The 23,893-nt window shown below is 42.9% G+C and carries 17 protein-coding genes; 10 read left to right on the forward strand and 7 right to left on the reverse strand.

Features of this window, described 5'->3' with window-relative positions:
• The first annotated feature begins 50 nt into the window (after window positions 1-50).
• Entirely contained in the window at window positions 51-1,352 is a 1,302-nt protein-coding gene (gene der / locus ACTJKG_RS03155; RefSeq protein WP_172334304.1) for a ribosome biogenesis GTPase Der, read from the forward strand.
• Window positions 1,353-1,481: 129 nt separating this feature from the next.
• Here der and ACTJKG_RS03160 read toward each other — a convergent pair whose 3' ends face one another.
• Window positions 1,482-3,059 carry a S41 family peptidase gene (locus tag ACTJKG_RS03160; RefSeq protein ID WP_172334303.1) on the reverse strand — a complete coding sequence of 526 codons (1,578 nt, stop codon included), beginning with the start codon at window positions 3,057-3,059 and terminating at the stop codon, window positions 1,482-1,484.
• Between the two features lie 101 nt (window positions 3,060-3,160).
• Here ACTJKG_RS03160 and murQ point away from each other — a divergent pair, with 101 nt between their 5' ends.
• Both murQ and ACTJKG_RS03170 read left to right on the forward strand, forming a co-directional pair.
• On the forward strand, window positions 3,161-3,967 hold the full coding sequence (gene murQ / locus ACTJKG_RS03165) for an N-acetylmuramic acid 6-phosphate etherase (RefSeq protein ID WP_172334302.1): 807 nt from the start codon (window positions 3,161-3,163) through the stop codon (window positions 3,965-3,967).
• A gap of 124 nt (window positions 3,968-4,091) precedes the next feature.
• On the forward strand, window positions 4,092-4,658 hold the full coding sequence (locus ACTJKG_RS03170; RefSeq protein WP_172334301.1) for a hypothetical protein: 567 nt from the start codon (window positions 4,092-4,094) through the stop codon (window positions 4,656-4,658).
• Between the two features lie 143 nt (window positions 4,659-4,801).
• Here ACTJKG_RS03170 and ACTJKG_RS03175 read toward each other — a convergent pair whose 3' ends face one another.
• Window positions 4,802-6,127, reverse strand: a complete 1,326-nt coding sequence (locus ACTJKG_RS03175; RefSeq protein ID WP_440738332.1) for a D-alanyl-D-alanine carboxypeptidase/D-alanyl-D-alanine-endopeptidase — start codon at window positions 6,125-6,127, stop codon at window positions 4,802-4,804.
• A 58-nt stretch (window positions 6,128-6,185) separates the two neighbouring features.
• Here ACTJKG_RS03175 and ACTJKG_RS03180 point away from each other — a divergent pair, with 58 nt between their 5' ends.
• Both ACTJKG_RS03180 and ACTJKG_RS03185 read left to right on the forward strand, forming a co-directional pair.
• A complete protein-coding gene (locus ACTJKG_RS03180; RefSeq protein ID WP_172334299.1) occupies window positions 6,186-7,433 on the forward strand; it encodes an aspartyl protease family protein in 1,248 nt (415 codons plus the stop codon).
• Window positions 7,434-7,518: 85 nt separating this feature from the next.
• A complete protein-coding gene (locus ACTJKG_RS03185) occupies window positions 7,519-10,161 on the forward strand; it encodes a zinc-dependent metalloprotease (protein WP_172334298.1) in 2,643 nt (880 codons plus the stop codon).
• 123 nt (window positions 10,162-10,284) lie between these two features.
• Here ACTJKG_RS03185 and ACTJKG_RS03190 read toward each other — a convergent pair whose 3' ends face one another.
• The gene (locus ACTJKG_RS03190) at window positions 10,285-10,557 is read right to left on the reverse strand and encodes a hypothetical protein (RefSeq protein ID WP_172334297.1); all 273 of its coding nucleotides are present in this window, start codon (window positions 10,555-10,557) and stop codon (window positions 10,285-10,287) included.
• A gap of 189 nt (window positions 10,558-10,746) precedes the next feature.
• Between ACTJKG_RS03190 and ACTJKG_RS03195 the strand changes: the two genes are divergently transcribed.
• Together ACTJKG_RS03195 and ACTJKG_RS03200 are read left to right on the forward strand one after the other, a co-directional pair.
• Window positions 10,747-11,361 carry a hypothetical protein gene (locus ACTJKG_RS03195; protein ID WP_440738333.1) on the forward strand — a complete coding sequence of 205 codons (615 nt, stop codon included), beginning with the start codon at window positions 10,747-10,749 and terminating at the stop codon, window positions 11,359-11,361.
• A 213-nt stretch (window positions 11,362-11,574) separates the two neighbouring features.
• Complete coding sequence (locus ACTJKG_RS03200; RefSeq protein WP_440738334.1) at window positions 11,575-14,523, forward strand: outer membrane beta-barrel protein; 2,949 nt, start codon at window positions 11,575-11,577, stop codon at window positions 14,521-14,523.
• Window positions 14,524-14,597: 74 nt separating this feature from the next.
• Here ACTJKG_RS03200 and ACTJKG_RS03205 read toward each other — a convergent pair whose 3' ends face one another.
• The gene (locus ACTJKG_RS03205) at window positions 14,598-14,972 is read right to left on the reverse strand and encodes a response regulator (RefSeq protein WP_172334294.1); all 375 of its coding nucleotides are present in this window, start codon (window positions 14,970-14,972) and stop codon (window positions 14,598-14,600) included.
• Window positions 14,973-15,275: 303 nt separating this feature from the next.
• Between ACTJKG_RS03205 and ACTJKG_RS03210 the strand changes: the two genes are divergently transcribed.
• The 3 genes from ACTJKG_RS03210 to ACTJKG_RS03220 all read left to right on the forward strand — a co-directional run bounded on the left by ACTJKG_RS03210 (window position 15,276) and on the right by ACTJKG_RS03220 (window position 19,542).
• Window positions 15,276-16,685: a glycoside hydrolase family 30 protein gene (locus ACTJKG_RS03210; protein WP_172334293.1), complete on the forward strand. Its 1,410-nt coding sequence runs from the start codon at window positions 15,276-15,278 to the stop codon at window positions 16,683-16,685.
• A 42-nt stretch (window positions 16,686-16,727) separates the two neighbouring features.
• Window positions 16,728-18,503: a cellulase family glycosylhydrolase gene (locus tag ACTJKG_RS03215; RefSeq protein ID WP_440738335.1), complete on the forward strand. Its 1,776-nt coding sequence runs from the start codon at window positions 16,728-16,730 to the stop codon at window positions 18,501-18,503.
• A gap of 349 nt (window positions 18,504-18,852) precedes the next feature.
• Entirely contained in the window at window positions 18,853-19,542 is a 690-nt protein-coding gene (locus ACTJKG_RS03220) for a hypothetical protein (RefSeq protein WP_440738336.1), read from the forward strand.
• A gap of 57 nt (window positions 19,543-19,599) precedes the next feature.
• Here ACTJKG_RS03220 and ACTJKG_RS03225 read toward each other — a convergent pair whose 3' ends face one another.
• From ACTJKG_RS03225 to ACTJKG_RS03235, 3 genes are all read right to left on the reverse strand, one after another.
• Window positions 19,600-21,300 (reverse strand): hypothetical protein, encoded by a 1,701-nt coding sequence (locus ACTJKG_RS03225; RefSeq protein WP_440738337.1) that lies wholly within the window; start codon window positions 21,298-21,300, stop codon window positions 19,600-19,602.
• Between the two features lie 476 nt (window positions 21,301-21,776).
• On the reverse strand, window positions 21,777-23,315 hold the full coding sequence (locus ACTJKG_RS03230; protein WP_440738338.1) for a YifB family Mg chelatase-like AAA ATPase: 1,539 nt from the start codon (window positions 23,313-23,315) through the stop codon (window positions 21,777-21,779).
• Window positions 23,316-23,454: 139 nt separating this feature from the next.
• Window positions 23,455-23,850 carry a hypothetical protein gene (locus tag ACTJKG_RS03235; protein ID WP_172334275.1) on the reverse strand — a complete coding sequence of 132 codons (396 nt, stop codon included), beginning with the start codon at window positions 23,848-23,850 and terminating at the stop codon, window positions 23,455-23,457.
• Window positions 23,851-23,893 lie beyond the last annotated feature (43 nt).

The following is a 23,893-nucleotide window of genomic DNA, read 5'->3' on the forward strand; positions in this document are numbered from 1 at the left end:
TGCATAATTCTTGAATCTTGATTCTTACTTCTTGACTCTAATTTAAAACCATGAGTAACATAGTAGCCATAGTAGGCCGTCCCAACGTCGGCAAATCAACTTTATATAACCGTTTAACCGAAACCCGCAAAGCCATTGTCGACGATTTTAGCGGTGTAACCCGCGACAGGCACTATGGTGTTTCTGAATGGACCGACCATCATTTTACCGTGATCGACACAGGCGGCTACGTGGCCAACTCTGCCGATGTATTTGAAGCCGCTATACGCGAACAGGTAGAGATCGCTATTGAAGAAGCCTCGGTTATCCTGTTCCTGGTTGATGTGACCACCGGCATTACCGATTTGGATGATGAAATTGCCAATATGCTGCGCAAAAGTAAAAAGCCGGTATTTGTGGTAGTTAACAAAATGGATAACAATGCCCTGTTATCTGATGCAACAGTTTTCTACAGCCTTGGCCTCGGCGAAATCTATAATATATCATCCATGACCGGCTCTGGTACCGGGGAGTTGCTCGATGAAGTGGTAAAACACTTTGAAGACGAATTTCCAGAAGAGAACACCCGTCCTAAATATGCCATTGTTGGCCGCCCGAATGTGGGTAAATCATCTATTATAAACGCACTGATCGGTAAAGACCGTAATATTGTTACCCCTATAGCTGGCACCACACGCGATTCCATCCATATCCACTACAACCAGTACGGTCATGATTTTATGCTGATTGATACCGCCGGTTTGCGTAAAAAAACAAAGGTGAGGGAGAACATCGAATTTTACTCCGTAATGCGCACCATTAAAGCCCTGGAAGAGGCCGATGTCATCATCCTGATGATTGATGCCGTGGAAGGATTTGAGTCGCAGGATATGAATATTTTCCACCTGGCCGAAAAAAATAAAAAAGGCGTACTCATTGTAGTAAACAAGTGGGACCTCATCGAAAAGAACAATAAAACCATTAAGGTTTTTGAAGAGCAGATCCGCGAAAAGATAGCGCCATTTACCGATGTGCCTATTGTATTTACTTCCGTTACCGAAAAGCAACGCGTGTTGAAAGTAATTGATGTAGCCAACCAGGTTTACCACAATAGGGCCCGTAAAGTATCTACCTCCAAACTAAACGAGGTAATGCTGCCAATTATCGAGAACTATCCACCGCCATCTATCAAAGGCAAATACGTAAAGATCAAATACATCACTCAAATTGCAGGCGCATCGCCCATGTTCGCGTTCTTCTGCAATTTGCCACAGTATGTAAAAGAGCCTTACTATCGCTTCATCGAAAATAAATTGAGAGAAAACTTTGACTTTGCCGGGGCACCTATACAAGTTTGGTTCAGGCAGAAATAGGACACGATTTTCAGGATTAAATAGATTGATTACAGGGTTTTTTCTTACTACTACTACGATTGCACTATGTGAATAGTTAATCTTGTAAAGAAAAAATCCTGTTAATCATATTTAATCCTAAAAATCCTGTTAATTGCTCAGCGCCTTTTTAAACGCTTCGTCATTACTGTTCATCACCTGGTAAAAAGAATTGTCGCCCCATTTAAAGCGGGCGGCATTGGCTTTGAGAATACTTTTGATATAGCCGCGGGATATCAGCAACTCGTGCGAATCCATTTCCTTTAATGTTTTTGAAGCGTAGAGGATGAAATTGTGGAAATCATCATCGCTTACGGTATAGTTTTTTATAAAATCGTCGACGGTTGTAAACCTATTCAACACCGGCTGCATTCTGTCGATCACGTAAGCCGAAAAAAGCTGCTGATCAATTAAATTCTGCACTACGTAGGTGCTTTGACTGGTATCTGCCGGTACAAAAACATCGGGCATAATGCCGCCGCCGCTAAACACTTTACGTCCGTTTAGCGTATGATATGAGCCTTTAAAAACAGAGTCGTTACGGATGCTTTGCTCCGAAAAGAGTTCGCCCTTTTTCATACGTATAGCCAATTCATTCCGGTAACTCTCCAGGCCCCCTTTATATGATTTCTGGATCGATCTGCCCGATGGGGTATAATATCTGGCCACCGTTAAATTTACCGCGGAGCCATCGCCAAACGGAAACTGTTGCTGCACCAGGCCTTTGCCAAATGAGCGGCGGCCAACAATAGTCGCCCTGTCCAAATCCTGCAGGGCACCCGCCAAAATTTCACTGGCCGAAGCAGAATACTCGTCAATAAGCACGGTAACCTTACCTTGTTGAAATGAGCCCGAATCAGTGGCAAAATAATCCGTACGGGGTTCATGAATGCCTTTGGTATACACAATGAGTTTACCTTTGCCCAAAAACTCATCGGCCATAGATGTCGCTGCGTTCAAATATCCGCCGCCATTGCCCCTAAGGTCAAGCACCAGGCTGTTCATACCATCGATTTTAAGTTTACTTAGCGCTTTACGAAAATCGACATCCGTAGTCGATGCGAATTTGCCTATTTTGATATAGCCTGTTGTTGGGTTGGCCATATAAGCCGCGTTCACGCTACTCAGATCAACACGGCCCCGTTTTATTGCATACGTTTTTATTGCTGGCCCATTGGCAACACCAAGCAATAAAGAAGAATCTTTTCCGCCTCTGAAAACGTTGTTAACCCGGTCTACAGTAAGTTTTGTTCCTGCGAATTTTTTATTATCAACCGTAATTATTTTACTGCCATTAGGTAAATCAGCATTAAAAGCCGGCCCGCCATCATAAACCTGGGTAATAACCATGGTATCCCGTAATATCTGGAATTCGATACCGATGCCATTAAACCCCCCGTCTAACCGCTCATTAACAGACTGAGCTTGCTGTGGTGGCAAATAAAGCGAGTGGGGGTCGAGGTTTTGCAGCATTTCATTAACCGATGCGCCTTCAATACTATCAATATTAACACTATCAACATAATTATGGTTAACCAGCTCCAAAACTTTCGACAGCTTGTTATTATCTGAAAATGAAAAACCAAGGTTACGATCAGCAAATTTTCTATCGCCTATCAGCAACCCAATGGTAATCCCTAACAGCACCAGGATCATTGTCCTGAAAATAACTCCCGCGGTCTTTTTCATATTCAGCAAACAAAGTTAATCAATGCCTCATCAATAATTTTTATTGGCATCACTGCATTTGATGTTTTTTACCGAATTTTGTTATAAATTATTTAAAATTAATGGAAACCATTACGGAGAGGGAATCACATTATAAGAATTTAGAGCAGCTATCTGTTCTGGAGATACTGGAAAGCATTAACAAGGAAGACCAAACAGTTCCCCTGGCTGTTAAAAAAGCCTTGCCGCAAATTGAACAACTGGCCACCGTAACCGCCGCTAAAATGCGCGATGGAGGTCGTTTATTTTATATTGGCGCGGGCACCAGTGGTCGTTTAGGTGTAGTTGATGCCTCAGAATGCCCGCCAACGTTTGGTGTTCCGTTTGATATGGTTGTAGGTATCATAGCCGGTGGCGATGGCGCTATACGCAAAGCAGTAGAGTTTGCTGAAGATGATACAGAACAAGCCTGGAAAGATCTGGGAGAATTTCACATTACCGATAAAGATGTTGTAGTAGGTATTGCCGCATCGGGCACTACGCCTTATGTAATCGGCGGGTTAAAAATGGCCCATCAACATAATATTGTAACCGGCTGTATAGTTTGTAATAGTGGTAGCCCGGTGGCCGCCGAAGCACAATACCCGGTTGAGGTGGTTACCGGACCGGAGTTTTTAACCGGATCAACCCGGATGAAAGCCGGCACCGCACAAAAGCTGGTTTTAAACATGCTGAGCACCAGTGTTATGATACAACTGGGCCGGGTGAAAGGGAACAAGATGGTTGATATGCAATTGAGCAACAACAAACTGGTTAACCGTGGGGCTCGTATGGTGATGGAAGAAACCGGATTAAATGAAGATGAGGCTGCAGCGCTTTTAAAAAAATACGGGAGCGTACGCAGCGCGGTTGATAATTATAAAAAATGATGTGCAAATGTTTCAGATATTCAAGTGTGGGGATGTGTAAAATGATTAAGATAATCTGCACATCTGAAATTCATACACTTGCACATCTGAAACATCTGCATATCCGCACATTTGGCTAAGAGATATGCACGAGATAGAACCATATTACCGGTGGCGGGATGATTATATAGCATCAGAAGACGAGTATTCTCCTTTTTATGCTACTGAATACAGTGAGTTTGAATTTGATAAGCAGGTATATAACTATCTGTTGCACCCACAATGGGATTCCTTCGGCTCCAACACATTATACCTGAAAGTACTTTTTGCCGATTACGAAAAGGGATATACCATTATTGAATTTATTGGCGAATGGAACGATGCTATCAACAACGATATCATGATGCTGAAGCGCGAACTGCTGGAGCTCATGATCGATAATGGCATCAACCATTTTATACTTATCGGCGAAAACGTACTCAACTTTCACTCCTCTGATGATTGTTATTATGAAGAGTGGTTCCAGGATATTGAGGATGGCTGGATAGCCGGTATCAATTTCCGTGAGCACGTAGTTGATGAGTTTAAGCGTAATAATATTGATTACTATATCAACTTTGGTGGCGTACTTGATGATCTGGGCTGGCGCACATTAAAACCGATACAGGTGTTTAAACTGGTAGAGGAACAGTTGATGCGCAGGTTAAATTAAACAAAACAAACACCTCATTGCGAGGAGGAACGACGTGGCAATCCCTAACTATACAGAGTAGCTCTTTAAATCGGGGATTGCCACGCTGCGCTCGCAATGACGCCGTTTTTAACCTCTTTTTCTCATGCCTTTTTAAAAGAGCTCTAAAACTCCTCATGAATATAGGTCATGATCCTGACCATCTCATCGCGTATCTCCTTAACGGGCCCGGTAAAATTGTTGTTCATGAACGAAAATGCCAGTCGCTTGCCTTTGCGGGTGACAATGTAGCCACTTTGGTTATAATTGTTGGATAAGGAGCCTGTTTTTGCCCAAACAAATACTTGTCCGTTATCTGTTTTATAAGCGTTTTTAAGCGTGCCGGTAGCACCACCGGCAGGCATCATGCTATACAAAAGCGAATCATTCTTTACTTCGTTCTTAATTTTTTGCAGCAGGGCTATAATGCTCCTGGGGGTAAACAAATTCATCCGCGAAAGTCCAGAACCATCAACCCACTGCGGTTCATCGGGCAGGTCGTTCAAAAAATGTGCCTTGGAATAGCTGATCACCGAATCGGTATTGAGCGTATTAAATTTCACTGAGGAGCAGGCCAGCAGTAACTGCTCTGCAATAAAATTATCGCTGGGTTGCAGCATTCGCTGGTACACAGCACGGGCATTTATGTTATAGATCGTTTTCGCGGTGGCGCTTAACGCTATATTTACAGGCCATACCGATTTTCTCAATGTATCCCGCAACAATTCAAGCGTTAGTTCAGTGCTTGTTTTCCAGGGTATTTCTTGCCGGAAGCCTGGCGGTACAGGCATTACCGGATAAATAAAACTGTTATGCGAAAAATCGCGTTTTACTTTAAACCTGGTTGGATGATAGCTGGTATCGCTGTTTAAAAACCGTTTGAGGTAAGAAGGTTTGATCTGCAGATTGCTGTTGGCATCGGCATATAATAAGGCTACATTATCCTCTACAGGCAGGTCTGTTATCTCGGCCTGGTAATAATCATTATAATCATCCCAGGCCCAGCCTGTACCAAAAAACTCGTTCGTGTAGCCTTTTGTTGAATAATACAGTTTTTTATTGCTCTGTGCCAGGAACTTCAGGCCATTGATTCCCCTCAGATCACTATGCAGAAAAGAAGGATCGCCGGTACCCCAAAACACCAGCGAGTCATGCCGCATTTCATAACGAAGGGCCGGGATCGAGTCGCCCAACATTTTAAGGCAGGTATAAAAAGTAAACAGCTTGGTATTTGATGCCGGGATAAAATGTTTATCAGCATTTAACTCATATATCATTTTCTGATCGTCCAGATCATACAAAGCAAAACCTGTAAAATGATCCCGCATGATTTGCGAGTGCTTAAACTGCTTTTTTATCTTTCTCTTTTTAATTCCACCGCCGTAAACGGTATCATTAAATAATAACAGGCCGCAAATCATTAACAGAAATACAAAAGTTGTTTTTAACATACATTTATTCAATTTAACCAATTATTGTTGTAAATTTAATACACCAACTATAATAACCTTGCTACTCACGCTATTTCATAAAATAAAGCAATTCCGGGCAGTATGGCTGGTATGTTTATTTTCGATTTGTTTTTTTGCAGCCCAGGCACAATACTTTGATCTGGATTATAATAAAAAAAAAGTAAATATCCCTTTCCGCCTGGTACGGAGCCTGATGGTGATCAAATTAAATATAAATCATAAAGGCCCATTCAATTTCATATTGGATACCGGCGTTGGTTTAATGATCATTACCGACCCCAAACTAGTTGATTCCATTTCTATTCCCAACAAACGAACCTTAAAAATACCCGGCCTTGGTGAGGGGGAAGATGCAGAAGCTTATGTTACTTCAGCGTTGGATGTTGAGATCCCAGGCCTGGTAAGTTATGACGTAGCGGCCGCCATTCTTAAAAAGGATCTGTTTAGCTTATCCGGATATGCGGGTATGCCTATACATGGTTTACTTGGCTACGAGTTTTTCAATAATCTGGCCGTCAGGATCAATGTTCCGGATAGTACATTAACGGTTTGGCGGCCAAAAGACCTCAAAGTGTTTCGGAAGGGGGTACCTATTCCCATCACTATTGAAGACCGAAAACCCTATGTAGAAACATGGGTAAAACTGCAAAGCGGCGAGAATATAAAAACAAAGCTAATCATTGATCTGGGGGCCGGGCACCCCATATCGCTCGAAACGGTGGTGAAACGATATGGCCTTCCGCAAAAATTTATTGCCTCGGCCAACCTGGGGATTGGGTTAAACGGCCCAATTAATGGGTATATCGGCCGGCTGGAATCGTTGGAACTGGGTAAATTTAAGATCAAGCAGCTGATCGCCTCTTTTCCAGACGTCAATAGCGCCCAAAGCTCGCTTTCGGTTCCCCGGGATGGCAATCTTGGGATAGGAACCCTAAAACGTTTTTCGGTGATCCTGGATTATACCCATAACACCATGTACTTAAAGCCAGGCTCCAATTTTAAAGCACCTTTTGAACATGATATGAGCGGGCTTGAATATTATGCCGCCGGCGATAATTTTGACCGCATTGTTATTAACCGGGTTGAACCGGGCTCGGCCGCTGATGAAGTTGGGCTGGAAAGAGACGACGAAATAGTAGCTATCAATTTTAAGCCCGTATCTAAAATGACCCTCGAAGAAATTGATGAAATCTTCAAATCCCGCAATGATCGTAGCCTTTTATTGGATGTTTATCACGATAAAAAGCTGGATAAAGTGGTGCTTACTTTAAAAAGGCGTATATAATAGGGTGATTTTTAAAAATCACCCTATTATATGTTATAACATCGTGTTTATTTTATTTAAGTTTACTGTTTAAGTATTGACATAAATGAAAAAACACCTTATCGCAGGCCGTTATATACGGGGCTCTGCTTTTATTTTTGCTGTTTTAGCCAGCTCATGCGCTACCAAAAAACATACGGCAAATCAAACCTTAACGCTTAAAACAACAGGCCCGGGCGGAACAACTACAGCTACCGCAACGGCAGGTGCACCCAAAAAAGAGGGCATTAAAAAATTCAGCGAAATAATCACCGGCAAAACCAAAGCCGATAGCGGTCTTTTTAATACCTACAAGGTTGAGGGCAAGTATTATTATGAAATTCCAGACTCTTTGATCAACCGTGAAATGCTGGTAGTTACCCGGTATGTTAAAACTCCCGGCGGACTAAAAACATTTGGCCAGCAATATGGCGGCGAAGAGTTGAACGACCAGGTTTGGAAATGGGAGCGCCATGACAAGCAGATATTTATACGCGTGCCCAGCTACTCTATACGGGCTGATAGTACTACCGATATGTACCAATCGGTAAAAAACTCCAATCTCGATGCCGTATTAGCCGCTTTTGATATTAAGGCATTCAATAAAGACAGCACAGGCGTACTCATTGATGTTACCGATTTTTACAATGGCGATATAAGCGCTATTGGTTTAACAGATAATGTTAAAAAAGCCTATAAAGTTTCGGGCGTTGATAATACCCGTTCTTATATTGATACCATTAAAAGTTTCCCTATAAACTTGGAAGCGCATACCTTAAAAACATACCGCTCGGCAGAATCGCCTACAGATAACTCTACAGGAGCTATCACTTTTGAGTTTAACACCTCTATGCTATTATTGCCAAAAACACCAATGAAAGCCCGTATCAGCGATGAAAGGGTTGGTTTTTTTGGTCAGCGCCAAACCGATTATGGAACTGATGCTCAAAAAGCCAAGGTAACAGCCTATATACACCGCTGGAAACTGGAGCCTAAAGACCCCGCTGCTTATTCACGCGGCGAACTGGTTGAGCCTAAAAAACAAATAGTTTATTATATTGATCCGGCAACACCTAAAAAATGGGTACCATACCTTATAGCTGGCGTAAACGATTGGAACAAGGCTTTTGAAGCTGCGGGTTTTAAAAATGCTATTGTTGGTAAAGAAGCCCCAACGCATAAACAAGACCCGGAGTTTAGCACCGAAGATGCGCGCTACAGCGTGATCCGCTATTTTGCATCGGATGTGGAGAACGCTTATGGCCCACACGTTTCTGATCCCCGTACCGGCGAGATTCTGGAAAGCCACGTGGGCTGGTATCATAACGTAATGAGCTTGTTGCGCGATTGGTACCTGATACAAACTGCCGCCGTAAATCCGGCCGCACGCAAAGCACAATTTTCTGATGAGCAAATGGGCGAACTTATCCGTTTTGTATCATCACATGAAATTGGACACACACTTGGCTTACCACATAACTTCGGTTCGAGCTACGCGTACCCGGTTGATTCACTCCGCTCCAAAACATTTACCGATAAACATGGCACCGCGCCATCTATTATGGACTATGCCCGCTTTAACTATATAGCTCAACCAGGCGATGGCGTCACTCATCTTTATCCTCAAATAGGCGAGTATGACCTGTGGTCTATCAAATGGGGTTACAGTTGGTTCCCGGGCAATAAGACGGCCGTACAGGAGAAAGAAATACTGGCCGACTGGACCGATAAAAAAGCAGGCAATCCGCTTTACTATTTCGGACGCCAGGGCACATCGATTGACCCACGCCTGCAAAATGAAGACCTGGGCGACAATGCTATGAAAGCCAGCACCTATGGTATAGCCAACCTGAAACGCATTTTACCAAACCTCGAAAAATGGACCTATCAAAAAAATGAGAATTTTAGCGATGTGGCCGAATTATACAACGAGGTGATAGGTCAGTTTAACCGCTATATGGGTCACGTTACTACCAATATTGGCGGGATGAATGAAAACTTTAAAACTTATGATCAAAAAGGCGCTGTTTATGATTTTGTAAACAAAAACCGGCAACGCGATGCGATGCTGTTTTTAAACAAGCAATTGTTTGAAACCCCGCAATGGTTAATAAACAAGCCAGAGTTAAGCAAATTTGATAATGGCGTTGTACTTAACCGCATCAAAGCACTCCAGGTAGCTGTGCTGGGTAATGTGCTTAGCCCATCAAGACTGGCACGCATGTATGATAATGAAGCCAAAAATGGCAGCAATGCATACACCGTGGCAGAGCTATTTACAGATGTACATTCAGGAGTGTTTAATAGCAGTAAACCAGATGCGTTTAAACGCAATTTGCAACGCGGCTATATCGAAAACCTAAAAAGTTTACTCATCACCGACGCGAGCTTTTCATTTCCGGGTATAACAAGCGCGCAGTTGGCTTATTTTGGCCTAACGCCAATAAACATTGCTTTGTCTGATATCAGGCCGATGGTACGTGCAGAATTAAAGAAGATTGATGCCGGATTACCAAAGGGCGGAGATGCCTTAACCGCGGCACACTTTGCCGATCTTCACCTGCGTATTAAAGACGCGCTGAATCCGGATAAAGCCATTATCAATTTACAGGGCGCATTGATGCGCGGTATTAACAATAATGATGTAATAAAAGAAAATACAGAAGGCGGATATATGAACTGCTGGCCAAAAACACCAACAGAAAATTAATCCGTTTATCAATTAAATAAAAAGCCTGCTTGGTAAACCAAGCAGGCTTTTTTATGAATACGCCTGATGCGCAGCATTGATCAGGCAAAAATGAGCAAAATTTAATATCCAACTATAACAGTGCTATTTAAGCTGGCTGATGTTTTCGAAAAAGGCTACCTGAAGATCGAGTAATGATCTTACATTAATTTTTTCGCCGTAGGCATCAAAGCACAAAAACTTGGTGCTTTCCGGATGGTTCCTACGCTTCTTCTCAAAAAAATTAAACGTTTCAAAGAAATAATGATTAGTGGTGACATGGCTTTTGTTATTCGTTTGCGAAGTATTTAGCCGAAACCCGATCGCATCGATCCAATTGTGCACTTTTGAGTGCAATGTGCTGCTAATATTATTCATAGGTTAATTTTATTTTAAACATAACGAAACATTCGCCGGTTTTGTTGTTCACTTTTTGTATTATTTAAACAATACATTACTTTTCTTTTCTTAGTAGCAACAATAATTGTTCCGCTATCCCCATCGCCTGCAACTAATTATTCATACATCCGTAATAAGTTCACAACTCCATCCAAAAATTTAAAATTCATGAGAAAACTACGACTAATTTTTCCTGTTTTATTGATCTGCTTATTTAGCATAAACGCCTGTAAAAAAGGAGATCCAGGACCGGCCGGGACCAATGGCACCAATGGCGCACAAGGACCAAAAGGAGATACCGGTTCGCCAGGTCCGGGTGGCCCGCAAGGTGCAACTGGCAATACTGGCGCAACAGGCCCCACAGGCCCTCAAGGACCAGCAGGATCTAACGGAACCGATGGTGCCAACGGAGCTGCTGGCACCATGAGTGTTAAAAGCTATTTGTTAATTAACAGAAGCGTAACCTTAACCGGATTTACCAATTTCAATATACCGGCCATAACACAGGATATAGTTGATAGCGGCGTTGTTTTAGCCTACTTCAGAACCACTGGAAGCACCGGAGCTTATTATGCATTGCCATACAGCGAAGCTGGCAGGACCATTACACTATCAGATTTTGGCGTTGGCTATGTTAATATTAAGGCCAACTTTTCACAAACCGGGCTCGATTTTAAGATTGTAGTTATTCCCGGAGGCTGGGTTACCACTCTGCAAATTGCGCATCCAAACATCAACTTTAAAAATTATAGTGAAGTAGCAACCGTTTTGCACATCAACTAATTTTATAAAAGGTTATATTAAGGGTGAAAGGGCTGATATTGAAGGTTCTTTTACCCTTAAGATTTGTAACAATGATATGATTAATAAGCGTTTAGGGCCGTTTTTGTAACAATCATATGCGTTTTTAACATTTAATACTTTATAAGTTGAACATTTGCAATTGGATTGTGTCCAATGTATAATTAATAATTTTTCAAGTAGAACAAATACTCTATGAAACCCCTGTTCCTTATTTTAAGCCTAACCATTTTAACTGCATTCAAAACGCTGGCACAAACCACGCATGATATTAGCGGCACCGTTGTTGATACTACAAAACTTTCGCTACCCGGCAGCAGTATTAAGCTCGTATCAAATGGGGGAGATAGTACCATATCTATAGCTGATGCTAATGGAAAATTTGCGTTCTCGGGCATTAAAGGCAGCAAAATAACACTTACATTATCATCCATCGGGTTTACATCCATCAAAAAACACTTCGCTCTTGATCCTGATGGAAAACCTGTTGATCTGGGTAATATCATCATGAAGGCTTCAACCAATATGCTTAACGTGGTAACCATTGTGGGCGTAAATCCGGTAACGCTGAAAGAGGATACGGTAGAATACAATGCCAGCGCTTATAAAGTACGGGAGAATGCCCCGGCAGAGGACCTGATCAAAAAACTACCGGGTGTTGATGTGGATGTAAACGGAAACATTACCACGCAGGGTAAACAAGTTACCAAGGTGCGCATAAATGGTAAGGACTTTATGGGAGGCGATGTTCAAAGCGCCACCAAAAACCTTCCCGCCGATGTGATCGAGAACATCCAGATGATTGATGACTATGGCGACCAGGCCAACCTTACCGGCGTTAAAACCGGTGAGCCGGATAAAATCATGAACATCACTATCCGCAAGGATAAAAACTACGGTTATTTTGGGCAGGCCACTGCAGGAGGCGGTAGAGATGCCTTACCTCAAAGCCAGGATATCCCTGATAAAAACCGTTATATAGGCTCTGTTAATGCGTTTGATTTTAATGGCGATCGCCAAATCGCTGTTTTAGGGAGCATTAATAATACCAACGTTAATACCTTTTCATTCGGCAGTCCAAGTGGCGGCGGTGGCGGCGGCTTTGGCGGTGGGGGTTTTGGCGGTGGCGGCCGGGGTAATGCAGGCCGCGGCGGCGGCAACTCGGGCAGCTTGATAACCACGCAAAATGGTGAAACCAACGCGCACTCTATCGGTACAAACTTCCGTGACCAATGGGGTAAAAAGCTTTCGGTATATGGAAGTTACAGTTTTGCCGATAATACGGTTACAACAACAACCAACACTTTACAGGAAAACAGATCGGCCTCAAACCCTACAACACAAAATCAAAACAGCGTTGAAAAAGATCAAAATATAAATCACCGCTTTACCTGGAATATGGAGTATAAACCTGATACTATTAACTATTTAAAAGTTACTCCTACATTTTCATACTCGGGCACCAATACTAATGAAAATGAGGCTGTAAATTTCAGCAGAAACGGGAATATATCATCGGCTTACACTGCTATTACCAACGGCGATTCGCAAGCACCTAATTATGGTTTTACAGCCTTATTTAACCATCGCTTTAAAAATCGCCATAACCTGAGCATCAATGCTACCGTAAGTTCGGCGCCAAGTTGGTCATACCAAAACCCGGTTTATGATTATACAGCAGGTAATCCTACTGCTCCAATAAACCAAATGATCAATACTTATAGCCGCACAAACAGCTATGGAACTAACGTTTCGTATCTGAACCCAATAGGCAAACGTTCATACCTGGAGCTTAACTACGCGTTTAACCGTGCTATTACAACCAACAACAAAGAGACCGATACCCTTTTTAATGTAGCTGATTTTTCTTTTAGAAGCGACAGCGCGTTAAGTAATCGCTATAATTACACTTTTACAACTAACAGGGTTGGCTTAAACTATCGTTTTATCGAAAAGAAATATAACTATACATTAGGATTGGGGGTTCAACCATCCGTCTTAGATGGCAACTCACCGGTAACGGGCATTTCAACGCACATATCAAACTTTAATGTAATACCCACTGCCCGTTTCATTTATAATTTTTCGCGCAGCCAATCATTCAGTGTTAACTATAATGGATCAAGCAGCACGCCAAGTTTTTCACAATTACAACCCGTGATCGACTTTTCAAACGCGCTTTACCCGGTTGAAGGTAACCCCAATCTGAAACCACAGTTTACTAACAATTTTTCGATCAGGTATAATAAGTTCAGTTTCCAAACCGGTGATGTATTTTTTGCTAACTTATCGTTCCAGAGTGTGCAAAACCAGGTGGTAACCAACACCATTACCTATCCTCGTCTTTATTCGCCTAATCCGAGATTCCAAAACACTATTTTAACTCAGTATTTAAATGCTGATGGATATTACACAGGTTCTGGTCGTTTAACTTATTCCAAACCATGGGAAAACCGCAAATACACCCTTACCTTTAATGGTACAGCTACCTACACTAATAATATAGGCTACCTCACCAATATTGATTCTACTTCATTTGCGGCCACTACCGAGAAAAATATTGCCAAAAACCTGGTATTTACCCCGGAAATTCGTTTCAGGGTCGATATCAATAACGTTGTTGACGCGCAAATCTTAACTAATTACGCTATCAACAGAACCAGTAATTCCGTACAAAATCCATTACTTAACGGAACGTCAAATATCCGGACCTGGAACATCGGCCTTACCGGTAAAAATTACTTTGGCGACTGGACATTTAGCTACGATTATTCTAAAGCCACCAACTACGGCTATAGCTCAGATATCAAAGTTACCAACCCCAACATTCTGAACTTATATGTAGAGCGCCGCTTTTTGAAAAATAAACAAGCTACTATCCGCCTGTCGGGTTTTGACTTATTTAACCAAAACACTGGCTTTTCATCAACATCAACAGCCAGTTCATTGACGCAATCACGGGTTAACCGTCTTTCAAGATATTATCTGTTAACTTTTACACTTAACCTGAAAAAGTTTGCAGGCAAAGCCCCTGTTCAGGATAATATGGGTCCTGGCGGCCGGTTCAGAGATGGTGGCGGACGTCGTGATGGCGCTGGGCCTGGTGGCGGTGGGCCTCCGGGAATTCCGGGCGGACCGCAATAACAGTATACAAAAAGGCCCCATCTATGTAGATGAGGCCTTTTATTTTATCTGTATAAAGCAGTATTATATTTAATTTACTCCCCTGTCAACACATTACTTATAACGCGTTCCAGATCTTCCAGATCAAAAGGTTTGGCCAGATATGTTTGGGCGCCGGCATGGCTTGCCAATAATTGAATATCGCTATTGGCCGAAAAGTAGATGACCGGAATATGCTTTAATTCTTCTGCTTTCTTAAGCGTTTGGGTAGCTACTATTCCCCCGGCATCGGGTATCCAGTTGTCCATCAATATAACATCCGGCAAAATCGGCAAAACTTTATCAACAATATTATTGCAATCGGTAAAAGTATGCACTTCCCATCCCTTCTCTTCTAAGATATAACTGCAAATAGAAAGTATATCTTCATCATCATCAAATATGATGATCTTTTTGTGCGGTTCTTCCATTCGTATACTTCCAGTGAAACTATAAATAAATTTTAATACTGGCAAATAATTTAAAGTCTTAATTAATATACCTGGTAATCCATTTAATGCCAGGGCTATATTCCGTTTGCTGTAGTGTTAAAATAGGGCAACAAAAATATCAGTTCCGATGTGCAATCTGGTGTATTTTTTACACCTTCGTAATATGTTAGTTACTCAATAAATTATACATCATTATATTGAAAACAATAATAAATTTACCATCCAATTTAAGCCTTATTTAAACCAGTTTACAGCAGTAACTTCCCTGTTAAATTTTAATTTATGAATAAAAATATCCGATCACTTTTACTGTGGCCGCTGCTGTTTGGCGCTACAATTACCGCCAATGCTCAAAAAGCAGATCAGGCCAGTTTGTGGCTTACCAAAGCCGACAGGTCTGTTTTGTTTGAAAAGCAAAAAGATGCTCTAACCTTTAAACCGGCTAACGATAACGGATTTACCATTACTATTGACGACAAAAAAACATATCAGCCAATTGATGGCTTTGGTTTTGCCTTAACGGGGGGTAGTGCCATGCACATCATCCGTATGAGCGCAGATAGCCGGGCCGCGTTACTGAAAGAATTGTTTGCCACCAATGGTAATAACATCGGGGTAAGTTATATCCGGTTGAGCATCGGCGCATCTGACCTGAACGAAAAAGTATTTTCCTACGATGATATGCCGGCTGGCCAAACCGACCCAGCCTTAAAACATTTTGACCTGGGGCCCGATAAGCAGGATGTGATCCCGGTGATGAAACAGATACTGGCTATCAACCCTGCCATCAAAATTCTGGGTTCGCCCTGGTCGCCGCCAGCATGGATGAAAACCAATGAAGATACCCGCGGCGGTCGTTTAAAACCCGAATATTATGGGGCCTATGCTAAATACCTGGTAAAATATATACAGGGCATGAAAGCTAACGGTATACCAATTGACGCCATAACCATTCAAAATGAGCCCTTGCATCCGGGCAATAACCCTAGCTTACTATTGGTAGCTCCTGATGAGGGAGTGTTTATCAAAAACCATCTTGGGCCAGCCTTTAAAGCTGCCGGTATTAAAACCAAGATCATTATTTATGATCATAATGCCGACAGGCCGGATTACCCCATCTCTATCCTGAACGATCCCGCGGCCCGTAAATATATCGACGGCTCAGGCTTCCATTTGTACGGAGGCAATATTGATGCCCTTACCGATGTGCACAACGCCCACCCTGATAAAAACCTCTATTTTACGGAGCAAATGGTGGTAGAAAAAGAAAACAGTTCTACCATCGATATTGCCTGGCCGGTTAAACGCCTGATCATTGGCGCAACCCGCAACTGGAGCCGCAACGTACTGGAATGGAACCTGGCGGCCGATCCGGATTATAAACCATACACCGACAGGGGTGGCTGTCCGATGTGCCAGGGCGCAGTAACTATTGATAAAAACTCCGTAAAACGTAATCTCGCTTACTACTCCATAGCCCATGCATCCAAATTTGTGCGCCCGGGTTCGGTTCGTATCTCTTCTAACAATTCAGATAAGCTGCCTAACGTGGCTTTCAAAACACCTGACGGTAAAAAGGTGCTCATCGTAGCCAATACCAGCGACTCGCCACAATCGTTCAATATTAAATACAATGGCAAAGCCATCGCCGCTACTTTAGAAAAAGGCTCGGTAGGCACTTATATCTGGTAAGCGTTCTTCATTCTTTGTTTATACCAATAACCTAAGTATATCATGTTATTACAAACTTTTAAAAATATATCGGTAAAGGTTTTGCTTATGGCCCTACCAGCTTCGTTTATTTCGTTACAGGGCAACGCGCAAAGCTTTTTAAAGGCCGACGGCAAAAAGATAGTTGACGAAAGCGGCAAAAACGTGCTGTTACGCGGTATGGGTCTGGGCGGCTGGATGCTGCAGGAAGGCTATATGCTGCATGTTAACAGGGATAGTCGCCAATACCGCATCCGCGAAAGATTGGAAGATTTGATGGGATCAGCAGAAACCAAGGAGTTTTACGATACCTGGCTGGCCAACAATACCCGCAAAATAGATATCGACTCGATGCGTCGCTGGGGCTTTAACTCTGTACGTTTGCCCATGCACTATAACCTTTATACCCTGCCAATTGAAAAAGAACCGGTTGCCGGGCAAAATACCTGGATAGACAAAGGCTTCAAAATGACCGACGATCTGCTGGCCTGGTGCAAAGCCAACCACATGTACCTCATCCTTGATCTGCATGCCACACCGGGCGGACAGGGTAACGACCTCAATATATCAGATCGTAATACCGATGTGCCATCATTGTGGGACAGCGAGGCCAACAAACAAAAAATGATAGCCCTTTGGCGCAAACTGGCCGATAGGTATAAAAACGAACCCAATATTGCCGGCTATGATATCATCAACGAACCCAACTGGGGCTTTGATGACCCGGCCAATGATAAGAATGGGCTAAAGGAAAAAACTAACGCCCCTTTACGCAAACTGATGGTTGATATTACGGCTGCTATTCGCGAGGTTGATAAAAAACACATCATCATTATTGAGGGCAACGGCTGGGGGAATAACTATAACGGTATACTGCCCACCTGGGATAAAAACATGGTGCTGAGCTTCCATAAATACTGGAACTTTAACGATCAAAAATCGGTAGAGCATATCATCAAAACCCGCGATCAGTATAATGTGCCTGCCTGGATAGGAGAGACCGGCGAAAACTCTAACGTATGGCTAACAGAGGAGATACACTTGCTGGAGAAAAATAATTTAGGCTGGGCACTTTGGCCACTGAAAAAAATGGGGAACAACAATCCGATCGAGATCCCATCAAACCTAAACTATGATGACGTGACCAATTACCTCAACACGGGAAAACATAAGCCTAAGGAAAGTAACGTATATAGTGGTACGCTCGAGATGGCTATACACGCCAAACTGGAAAACGCCATTATTCACCATGATGTGATCGATGCTATTTTCAGACAACCTTTTACAACCGCAACCAAACCATTTAAAGCAAATAAAGTTACCAACGGCACCATCATTAACGCGGTTGACTATGACCTTGGTCGCAACGGCTTTGCTTACTTTGATACCGATACTGCCGATTATCGTACCTCCGGGAAACCGGGTATCGGGAACCATGGCCGCACTTACCGTAATGATGGTGTAGATATCAGCAAAGATTCTTCCACCTATAACAGTTTTTATGTTGACCATATAGAAACCAGCGAATGGACCCAATACACTATTCAGGTAAAAACACCTGGCGTATACACAGTTAAGCTAAAAGTAGCTGCAGCAACCGACGATGCCAAATTAACGCTCAATATAAACGGTGCCGATCAAGCTAAAGAAGTGGCTATTCCCAACACCGCAGGACTAAAAACCTGGCAGGTGATCACCGTAAAAGATATCCGCCTAAAAGCCGGGGTTAATAAAGTAAGGGTGTACGCCAATAAGGGTGGGTATAACCTGCATTGGCTGCAGTTTTGGAAGGATAAGTAAAATAAATCATTGAATAGCCCGACCATTTTTTTAAAAAGTGGGTTTACATGGGTTTACACTTTTTATGGTTAACATTGACTTATTTATCTTATAATCAATAAATTATAAAAAATAACACTCAAAAAGTGTAAACCCAGAATTTGCCATTTAAGCACGGCGAAGAGTTTTGATTAATGATCATAGTCTTCGCCGTACTACTTATTGGCCCAACTATCCAAAAGCACAATCATCTCCGCTACTTTAGTAAGATCGTCTTTCATCACGTCTAAAAATAACGACTCCGGAAACATTGTCCCGAAGTCGTTATTCTTAGGTTATTGCTATTTTTGTTAAACATTGTTGCCTACCGATGATGACAGATCATAAAACAATACTTAGAGATTTTGTACGCGCATTCAAAAAGTGGTTGTCTGCGCATCATACCCCACAAGAGATCCAGGATCTGCACTTTGATGATACCAGCTATCCCGACTGGAAATCTATAGAAAATTATTTTTCGGGTCTGCTTGCTGCCCAACAGATCAATCAGCTGGATGATGAAGATCTGGCCAATTTGCTTTACCTTATTGCCCGGCATTGGGATGTGGGCAGGATGATTGCCTGGTTATCCGCAGCGCCCGAATTGTCAAATATTGGCCACTTATCAATTGATGATTTTCTTATTCTTGCCCGGGCGGTCTCCAAATTACATGGGGCCGAGTATAACGATGCCAAATCGCAATTCGCGTCATCTTTTAAAAAACTGGATAAGCTTACCCCGGAAACAGAGGACACCCTTTTAGAACTCTACTTTAGCAACGACGAATATACCAAACGCTTGTCCCTGCTGTCATTGGCCAAATTCGGCTATCCGGATATCAGAGAGCTCCTGAAACAATCATGGGAAATGGTTGACGAGAAATACCATAAAATTGGCTGCCTGCAAGCCATTGATGAGTACGTAAAAAATCCTGCGCTGCTTAACGAATACCTTGCATTAACCGCAACAGAAACAGGCGATGAACTGCAAAAATATGTGGCCTATCTCAAAAACAGGTAGGCTATCTGGCCTGGCGAATACTTTAGCATTGTGTTAAATTCAATGTGCCTGATCCTTTTAGTGCCTGCGTAAATGTTTGGCAGATACAGCGGTAATAGAAAACCATTTGTAACCCGTGGTGCGGCCTGTACGCGGCTTAAATGTGATCGGCAAATCAATGCCGCTACGCTTTACGGTAATAGTTACAGCATTAGTATAGCTTTCATAAGCCGGTATCAAATTGGTAGCAGATGCAATGGTATCTCCATTTTTTAAACCAGCCAGAGCCGCCGGCGATTTTGGATTTAGTCTGGCAATAACTTCTCCGGCTTTTATCGCTTGGGGTTTATCAAAACCTAAATCAAAGAATTGCGTAGTGACTGATTTCCGCTTGAAATTTTCACCATACGCGTTATTAACCGGGATGAGCAATCGTCCCGCCATCATCAATTTAAAATCGTTTACAGCCCAGTCGCCTGCTCTTTTTTTGATCAGCTCTATCCACGTTTGCTCGGTAGTTTGCAGGCCGCTTGCTTTCAGGCGGTTCATTTCCCTGATGAGGGATAGCACAGAAACATTTTTTATCCGGTGCTGTCGAAGTTTTCCTTCCAGATCGGCAAAATACAGCGCGCCACGGGTATAAGGCGTTGTCCAGGCATTACGGCCAGACCACATAATTTGTGGGATTTTTTGATTGGGGACATTTCTAAGCCGATTGGTATAATATTCTGCGAGCTCGCCGTTCCTAAGTTCTAAATACCGTTTCTCGCTAATCAATCCTGCATCATACAAAAGTTTAACAGATAAATAATCTGCGATACCTTCTACATACCAATCAGCAAGTCCGTCCGGATCGTACAGATCAGCAACAAAAACATGTATCATCTCATGAGCAGATAGCGATTTAATATCCTCATCATTCAGCGAAATACCCGTAGGCACATACAAAACAAACGAACCACTGGTTGCCCTTCCGCTTGATAAAGGAGGACCATTGTAAGAACGAAAAAAGTAATAAAAAGGCTTTTCGGACGACCCTTCCAGGCTATCCCTGATTACCTGGTGGGCTTTTGCAGCCCAATTAGCAGCAGCCTTAAATTCACTATCCGATCCCTTACCGAGCCCATACATGCTGAAGCCACGAGGATGATCTGTTGAGGTGAACGAACTAAGCGTCCCCGCTAAAAACTGTGCTTCTAAGAGATCACCGAAAGTTGTTTGAAATTTTATTGACTTTCCGGGGCCATAACTACATACAGCATCGGCCGTACCCGGCGATTCCCAATCGAGCTGAATCTCCATAGCTTTGTCTGTATAGGGCAGCAGCAAAAAACCACCAAATGATCCGGATATGCCGTCGCCTGCGGCCTGCAAATCTCTGACGGGGCCGCTTTGGGCGGGAATGGGATTTGCGAGAGGTACACGATAGGAAATTTGCAAAGGCCCTGTTATACTACGATCTGCTTGTATACAGTCGTAATCATTGCCATTTATCGTTTTACTTTTTACCTGATGAAATTTAACCGGACCCGAATTGTCCTTCGCATTTAAGTCGCATACGGTATCACTTGTACGCTGTAATGGTGTGAGTTTGTCAAACAGAAGAATGATCTTGTCTTTGGAATCACCGTAACCTTCGGGCAGTACATAAGTCACACCTATACCGTTGATCACATTATTATCGGCATGTGAGATTTTTAATTGCAATTTAACCTGGCTATGTGCTTTGGAGTAGAGAGCCAATAAGATAATGGCAACAAATAGTTTTTTCAGCAACATAGCTTAAATATCATGTATAATCAATTGCAAATGTCGGACGAATTCGCGGCTACCGCAAGCGGGTCCTTTGTGGTAAAGATAATGGGTTACAAGGTTTCTTGGTATGATGCCACAAGCGGGACGCTTGCGATAGCAGGAAATAGCTTGATCTTTACAAATAGATATATCTTAAAACAAGGATTAGTATTATCAAAAATACCCCGTAAAGGTAATTCAGCAAATCTCTATATCTAGAATTGATCAACCCACGCAACAGTATAAATACAGGGAAATATGCCAATAGTATATACCTTACCAAGGGCCTTGAAACGTAATTAATTAAGGATTTAGCTAATAGCCACACACAAATTGCAACCAAACAGGTATATGTGTAAAATATGACGTTTCTCATAGATTAGTATCCCGAATAATTGTTTTGCTCCGCTGTCCGTAGTTTCCAAAACTGAACCACCATGCCCAGAGGCTCCGTCTCTAGACTACCCGGCCCAGCCTTCCCGATCCAAACTTCGGAAATGTATGGCCTCGGCCAGGTGTTCCAGTTTGATATCTTCGCTACCAGCCAGATCGGCAATGGTGCGAGATACTTTCAGGATGCGGTCATAGGCCCGGGCAGAGAGGCCGAGTTTTTCCATGGCTCTTTTAAGCAGGGTTTGTCCGGCTACATCTATCTTACAAAGGTCGCGCACCATCTGGGGGCTCATCTGGGCATTGGCATGCAGATCGGGGCGATTACCGAAACGTTCTACCTGCACTTCTCGGGCTTTGATTACCCGCTCTCGGATCAGTTCGCTTTTTTCGGCGGCACGGTCTGAAGATAACTCACTGAAATTTACGGGCGTAACCTCCACATGCAGGTCGATCCTGTCTAACAGCGGACCAGAGATCTTGCTCAAATATTTCTGCACCATTCCCGGCGGACAAATGCATTCTTTTTCGGGGTGATTATAATAACCGCAAGGGCAGGGGTTCATACTGGCTACCAGCATAAAGCTTGATGGATAATCAACCGTGAATTTGGCCCTTGAAATAGTTACCCGTCGTTCTTCCAGCGGCTGGCGCATTACTTCGAGGGCGCTGCGCTTAAACTCCGGCAGTTCATCCAAAAATAAAACCCCATTGTGCGCCAATGAAATTTCGCCGGGCTGCGGATTACCGCCACCACCCACCAAAGCTACATCACTAATAGTATGGTGCGGCGAGCGGAATGGGCGAACCGTAACCAAAGCATCAGCCGCGGCCAGTTTGCCCGCCACCGAATGTATTTTGGTGGTCTCTAACGATTCATATAAACTTAATGGCGGTAAAATAGAGGGCAGCCTACGTGCCAGCATGGTTTTCCCAGCACCCGGAGGACCGATCAATATCACATTATGGCCACCAGCCGCGGCAATTTCCAGCGCGCGTTTGATGTTTTCCTGGCCCTTTACTTCGCTAAAGTCGCTGTCATAATTGCTCAGGCTGTTGTAAAATTCCTCGCGGGTATTCACCACTTCAGGCCCGATGTTTAAGTCGCCGTTAAAAAATCCGGCCACCTCTTTGATGTTATCTACGCCATAAACCTCCAGATCGTTCACAATGGCTGCTTCCCGGGCGTTTTGTTTGGGCAGAATAAATCCTTTGAAACCATCTTTACGGGCTTGTATGGCGATAGGGAGAGCTCCTTTAATGGGTTGTAAACTGCCATCCAGCGATAGCTCACCCATGATGATATACTTATCCAGATTTTCCGGTTCCATTTGGCCAGAGGCGGCCAAAACAGCTGTGGCTATGGTCAAATCATAGGAAGAGCCTTCTTTTTTGATATCCGCAGGGGCCATGTTCACCACCACCTGCTGGCGCGGCATTCGGAAACCGGTATTCTTTAACGCCGACTCGATCCGGAAATAGCTTTCTTTTACAGCCACATCGGGCAGGCCAACTATAAAATATTTGGTACCCGCCGCTATATTTACCTCAACTGTTATGGTAATAGCCTCGATACCATAAACCGCACTGCCAAAAGTTTTAACCAACACTGTGATAAAGTTTAATCAACGCGTAAGTTAAATATTTTTAATTAGCAGAAGAAAACAGAAAAGATATTAAATAAGTATATACAAAAAACCGCCGCCTCTATATCAAGAGACGGCGGGCCGCTATTTTTGATCTTGAAAATTAAGCTACCTGGGCAATAATCATCAAAAACCCGCAGGAGGCAATTACACAGGCCAGTATCATAACCGACCACATTTTTTGATGATGTTTGCTTATTTTTTCAAAGGCAATGTTAAGTTTATTAAACCGCTTGTTGTTTAGCAATACAAAATAGTTGAGCAGCAATGCGCCCACGGCCCCCAGCATGATATAAGTGCCGGCCATAGGATTAACATTAAACCAACTCGATTTTAAACAGATCTGTGCGATCAGCAATAAAGTAGTTAGTAATACGATCAGCAAAAAATTCAACCCAAAAAGCGAGTTAAATCGCGGTAAACTACCCTGACCGAAATTTTTGAAACTCCATCTGTAAAAGCTTACATACATGGATTTATAAAATTTTGTAGTGTTCATAGATCGTTGGTTTAAGGTTAACAATGGCTTGTTGTAATATTAT

Origin of the sequence: Mucilaginibacter sp. 22184 (assembly GCF_052045695.1) — a bacterium.
Lineage (GTDB): Bacteria > Bacteroidota > Bacteroidia > Sphingobacteriales > Sphingobacteriaceae > Mucilaginibacter.

Coding starts and splice junctions, on each gene's coding strand:
- der (WP_172334304.1), top strand. CDS start 51: ATGAGTAACATAGTAGCCATAGTAGGCCGTCCCAACGTCGGCAAATCA.
- ACTJKG_RS03160 (WP_172334303.1), bottom strand. CDS start 3,059: ATGAAAAAGACCGCGGGAGTTATTTTCAGGACAATGATCCTGGTGCTG.
- murQ (WP_172334302.1), top strand. CDS start 3,161: ATGGAAACCATTACGGAGAGGGAATCACATTATAAGAATTTAGAGCAG.
- ACTJKG_RS03170 (WP_172334301.1), top strand. CDS start 4,092: ATGCACGAGATAGAACCATATTACCGGTGGCGGGATGATTATATAGCA.
- ACTJKG_RS03175 (WP_440738332.1), bottom strand. CDS start 6,127: ATGTTAAAAACAACTTTTGTATTTCTGTTAATGATTTGCGGCCTGTTA.
- ACTJKG_RS03185 (WP_172334298.1), top strand. CDS start 7,519: ATGAAAAAACACCTTATCGCAGGCCGTTATATACGGGGCTCTGCTTTT.
- ACTJKG_RS03190 (WP_172334297.1), bottom strand. CDS start 10,557: ATGAATAATATTAGCAGCACATTGCACTCAAAAGTGCACAATTGGATC.
- ACTJKG_RS03195 (WP_440738333.1), top strand. CDS start 10,747: ATGAGAAAACTACGACTAATTTTTCCTGTTTTATTGATCTGCTTATTT.
- ACTJKG_RS03200 (WP_440738334.1), top strand. CDS start 11,575: ATGAAACCCCTGTTCCTTATTTTAAGCCTAACCATTTTAACTGCATTC.
- ACTJKG_RS03205 (WP_172334294.1), bottom strand. CDS start 14,972: ATGGAAGAACCGCACAAAAAGATCATCATATTTGATGATGATGAAGAT.
- ACTJKG_RS03210 (WP_172334293.1), top strand. CDS start 15,276: ATGAATAAAAATATCCGATCACTTTTACTGTGGCCGCTGCTGTTTGGC.
- ACTJKG_RS03215 (WP_440738335.1), top strand. CDS start 16,728: ATGTTATTACAAACTTTTAAAAATATATCGGTAAAGGTTTTGCTTATG.
- ACTJKG_RS03220 (WP_440738336.1), top strand. CDS start 18,853: ATGATGACAGATCATAAAACAATACTTAGAGATTTTGTACGCGCATTC.
- ACTJKG_RS03225 (WP_440738337.1), bottom strand. CDS start 21,300: ATGTTGCTGAAAAAACTATTTGTTGCCATTATCTTATTGGCTCTCTAC.
- ACTJKG_RS03235 (WP_172334275.1), bottom strand. CDS start 23,850: ATGAACACTACAAAATTTTATAAATCCATGTATGTAAGCTTTTACAGA.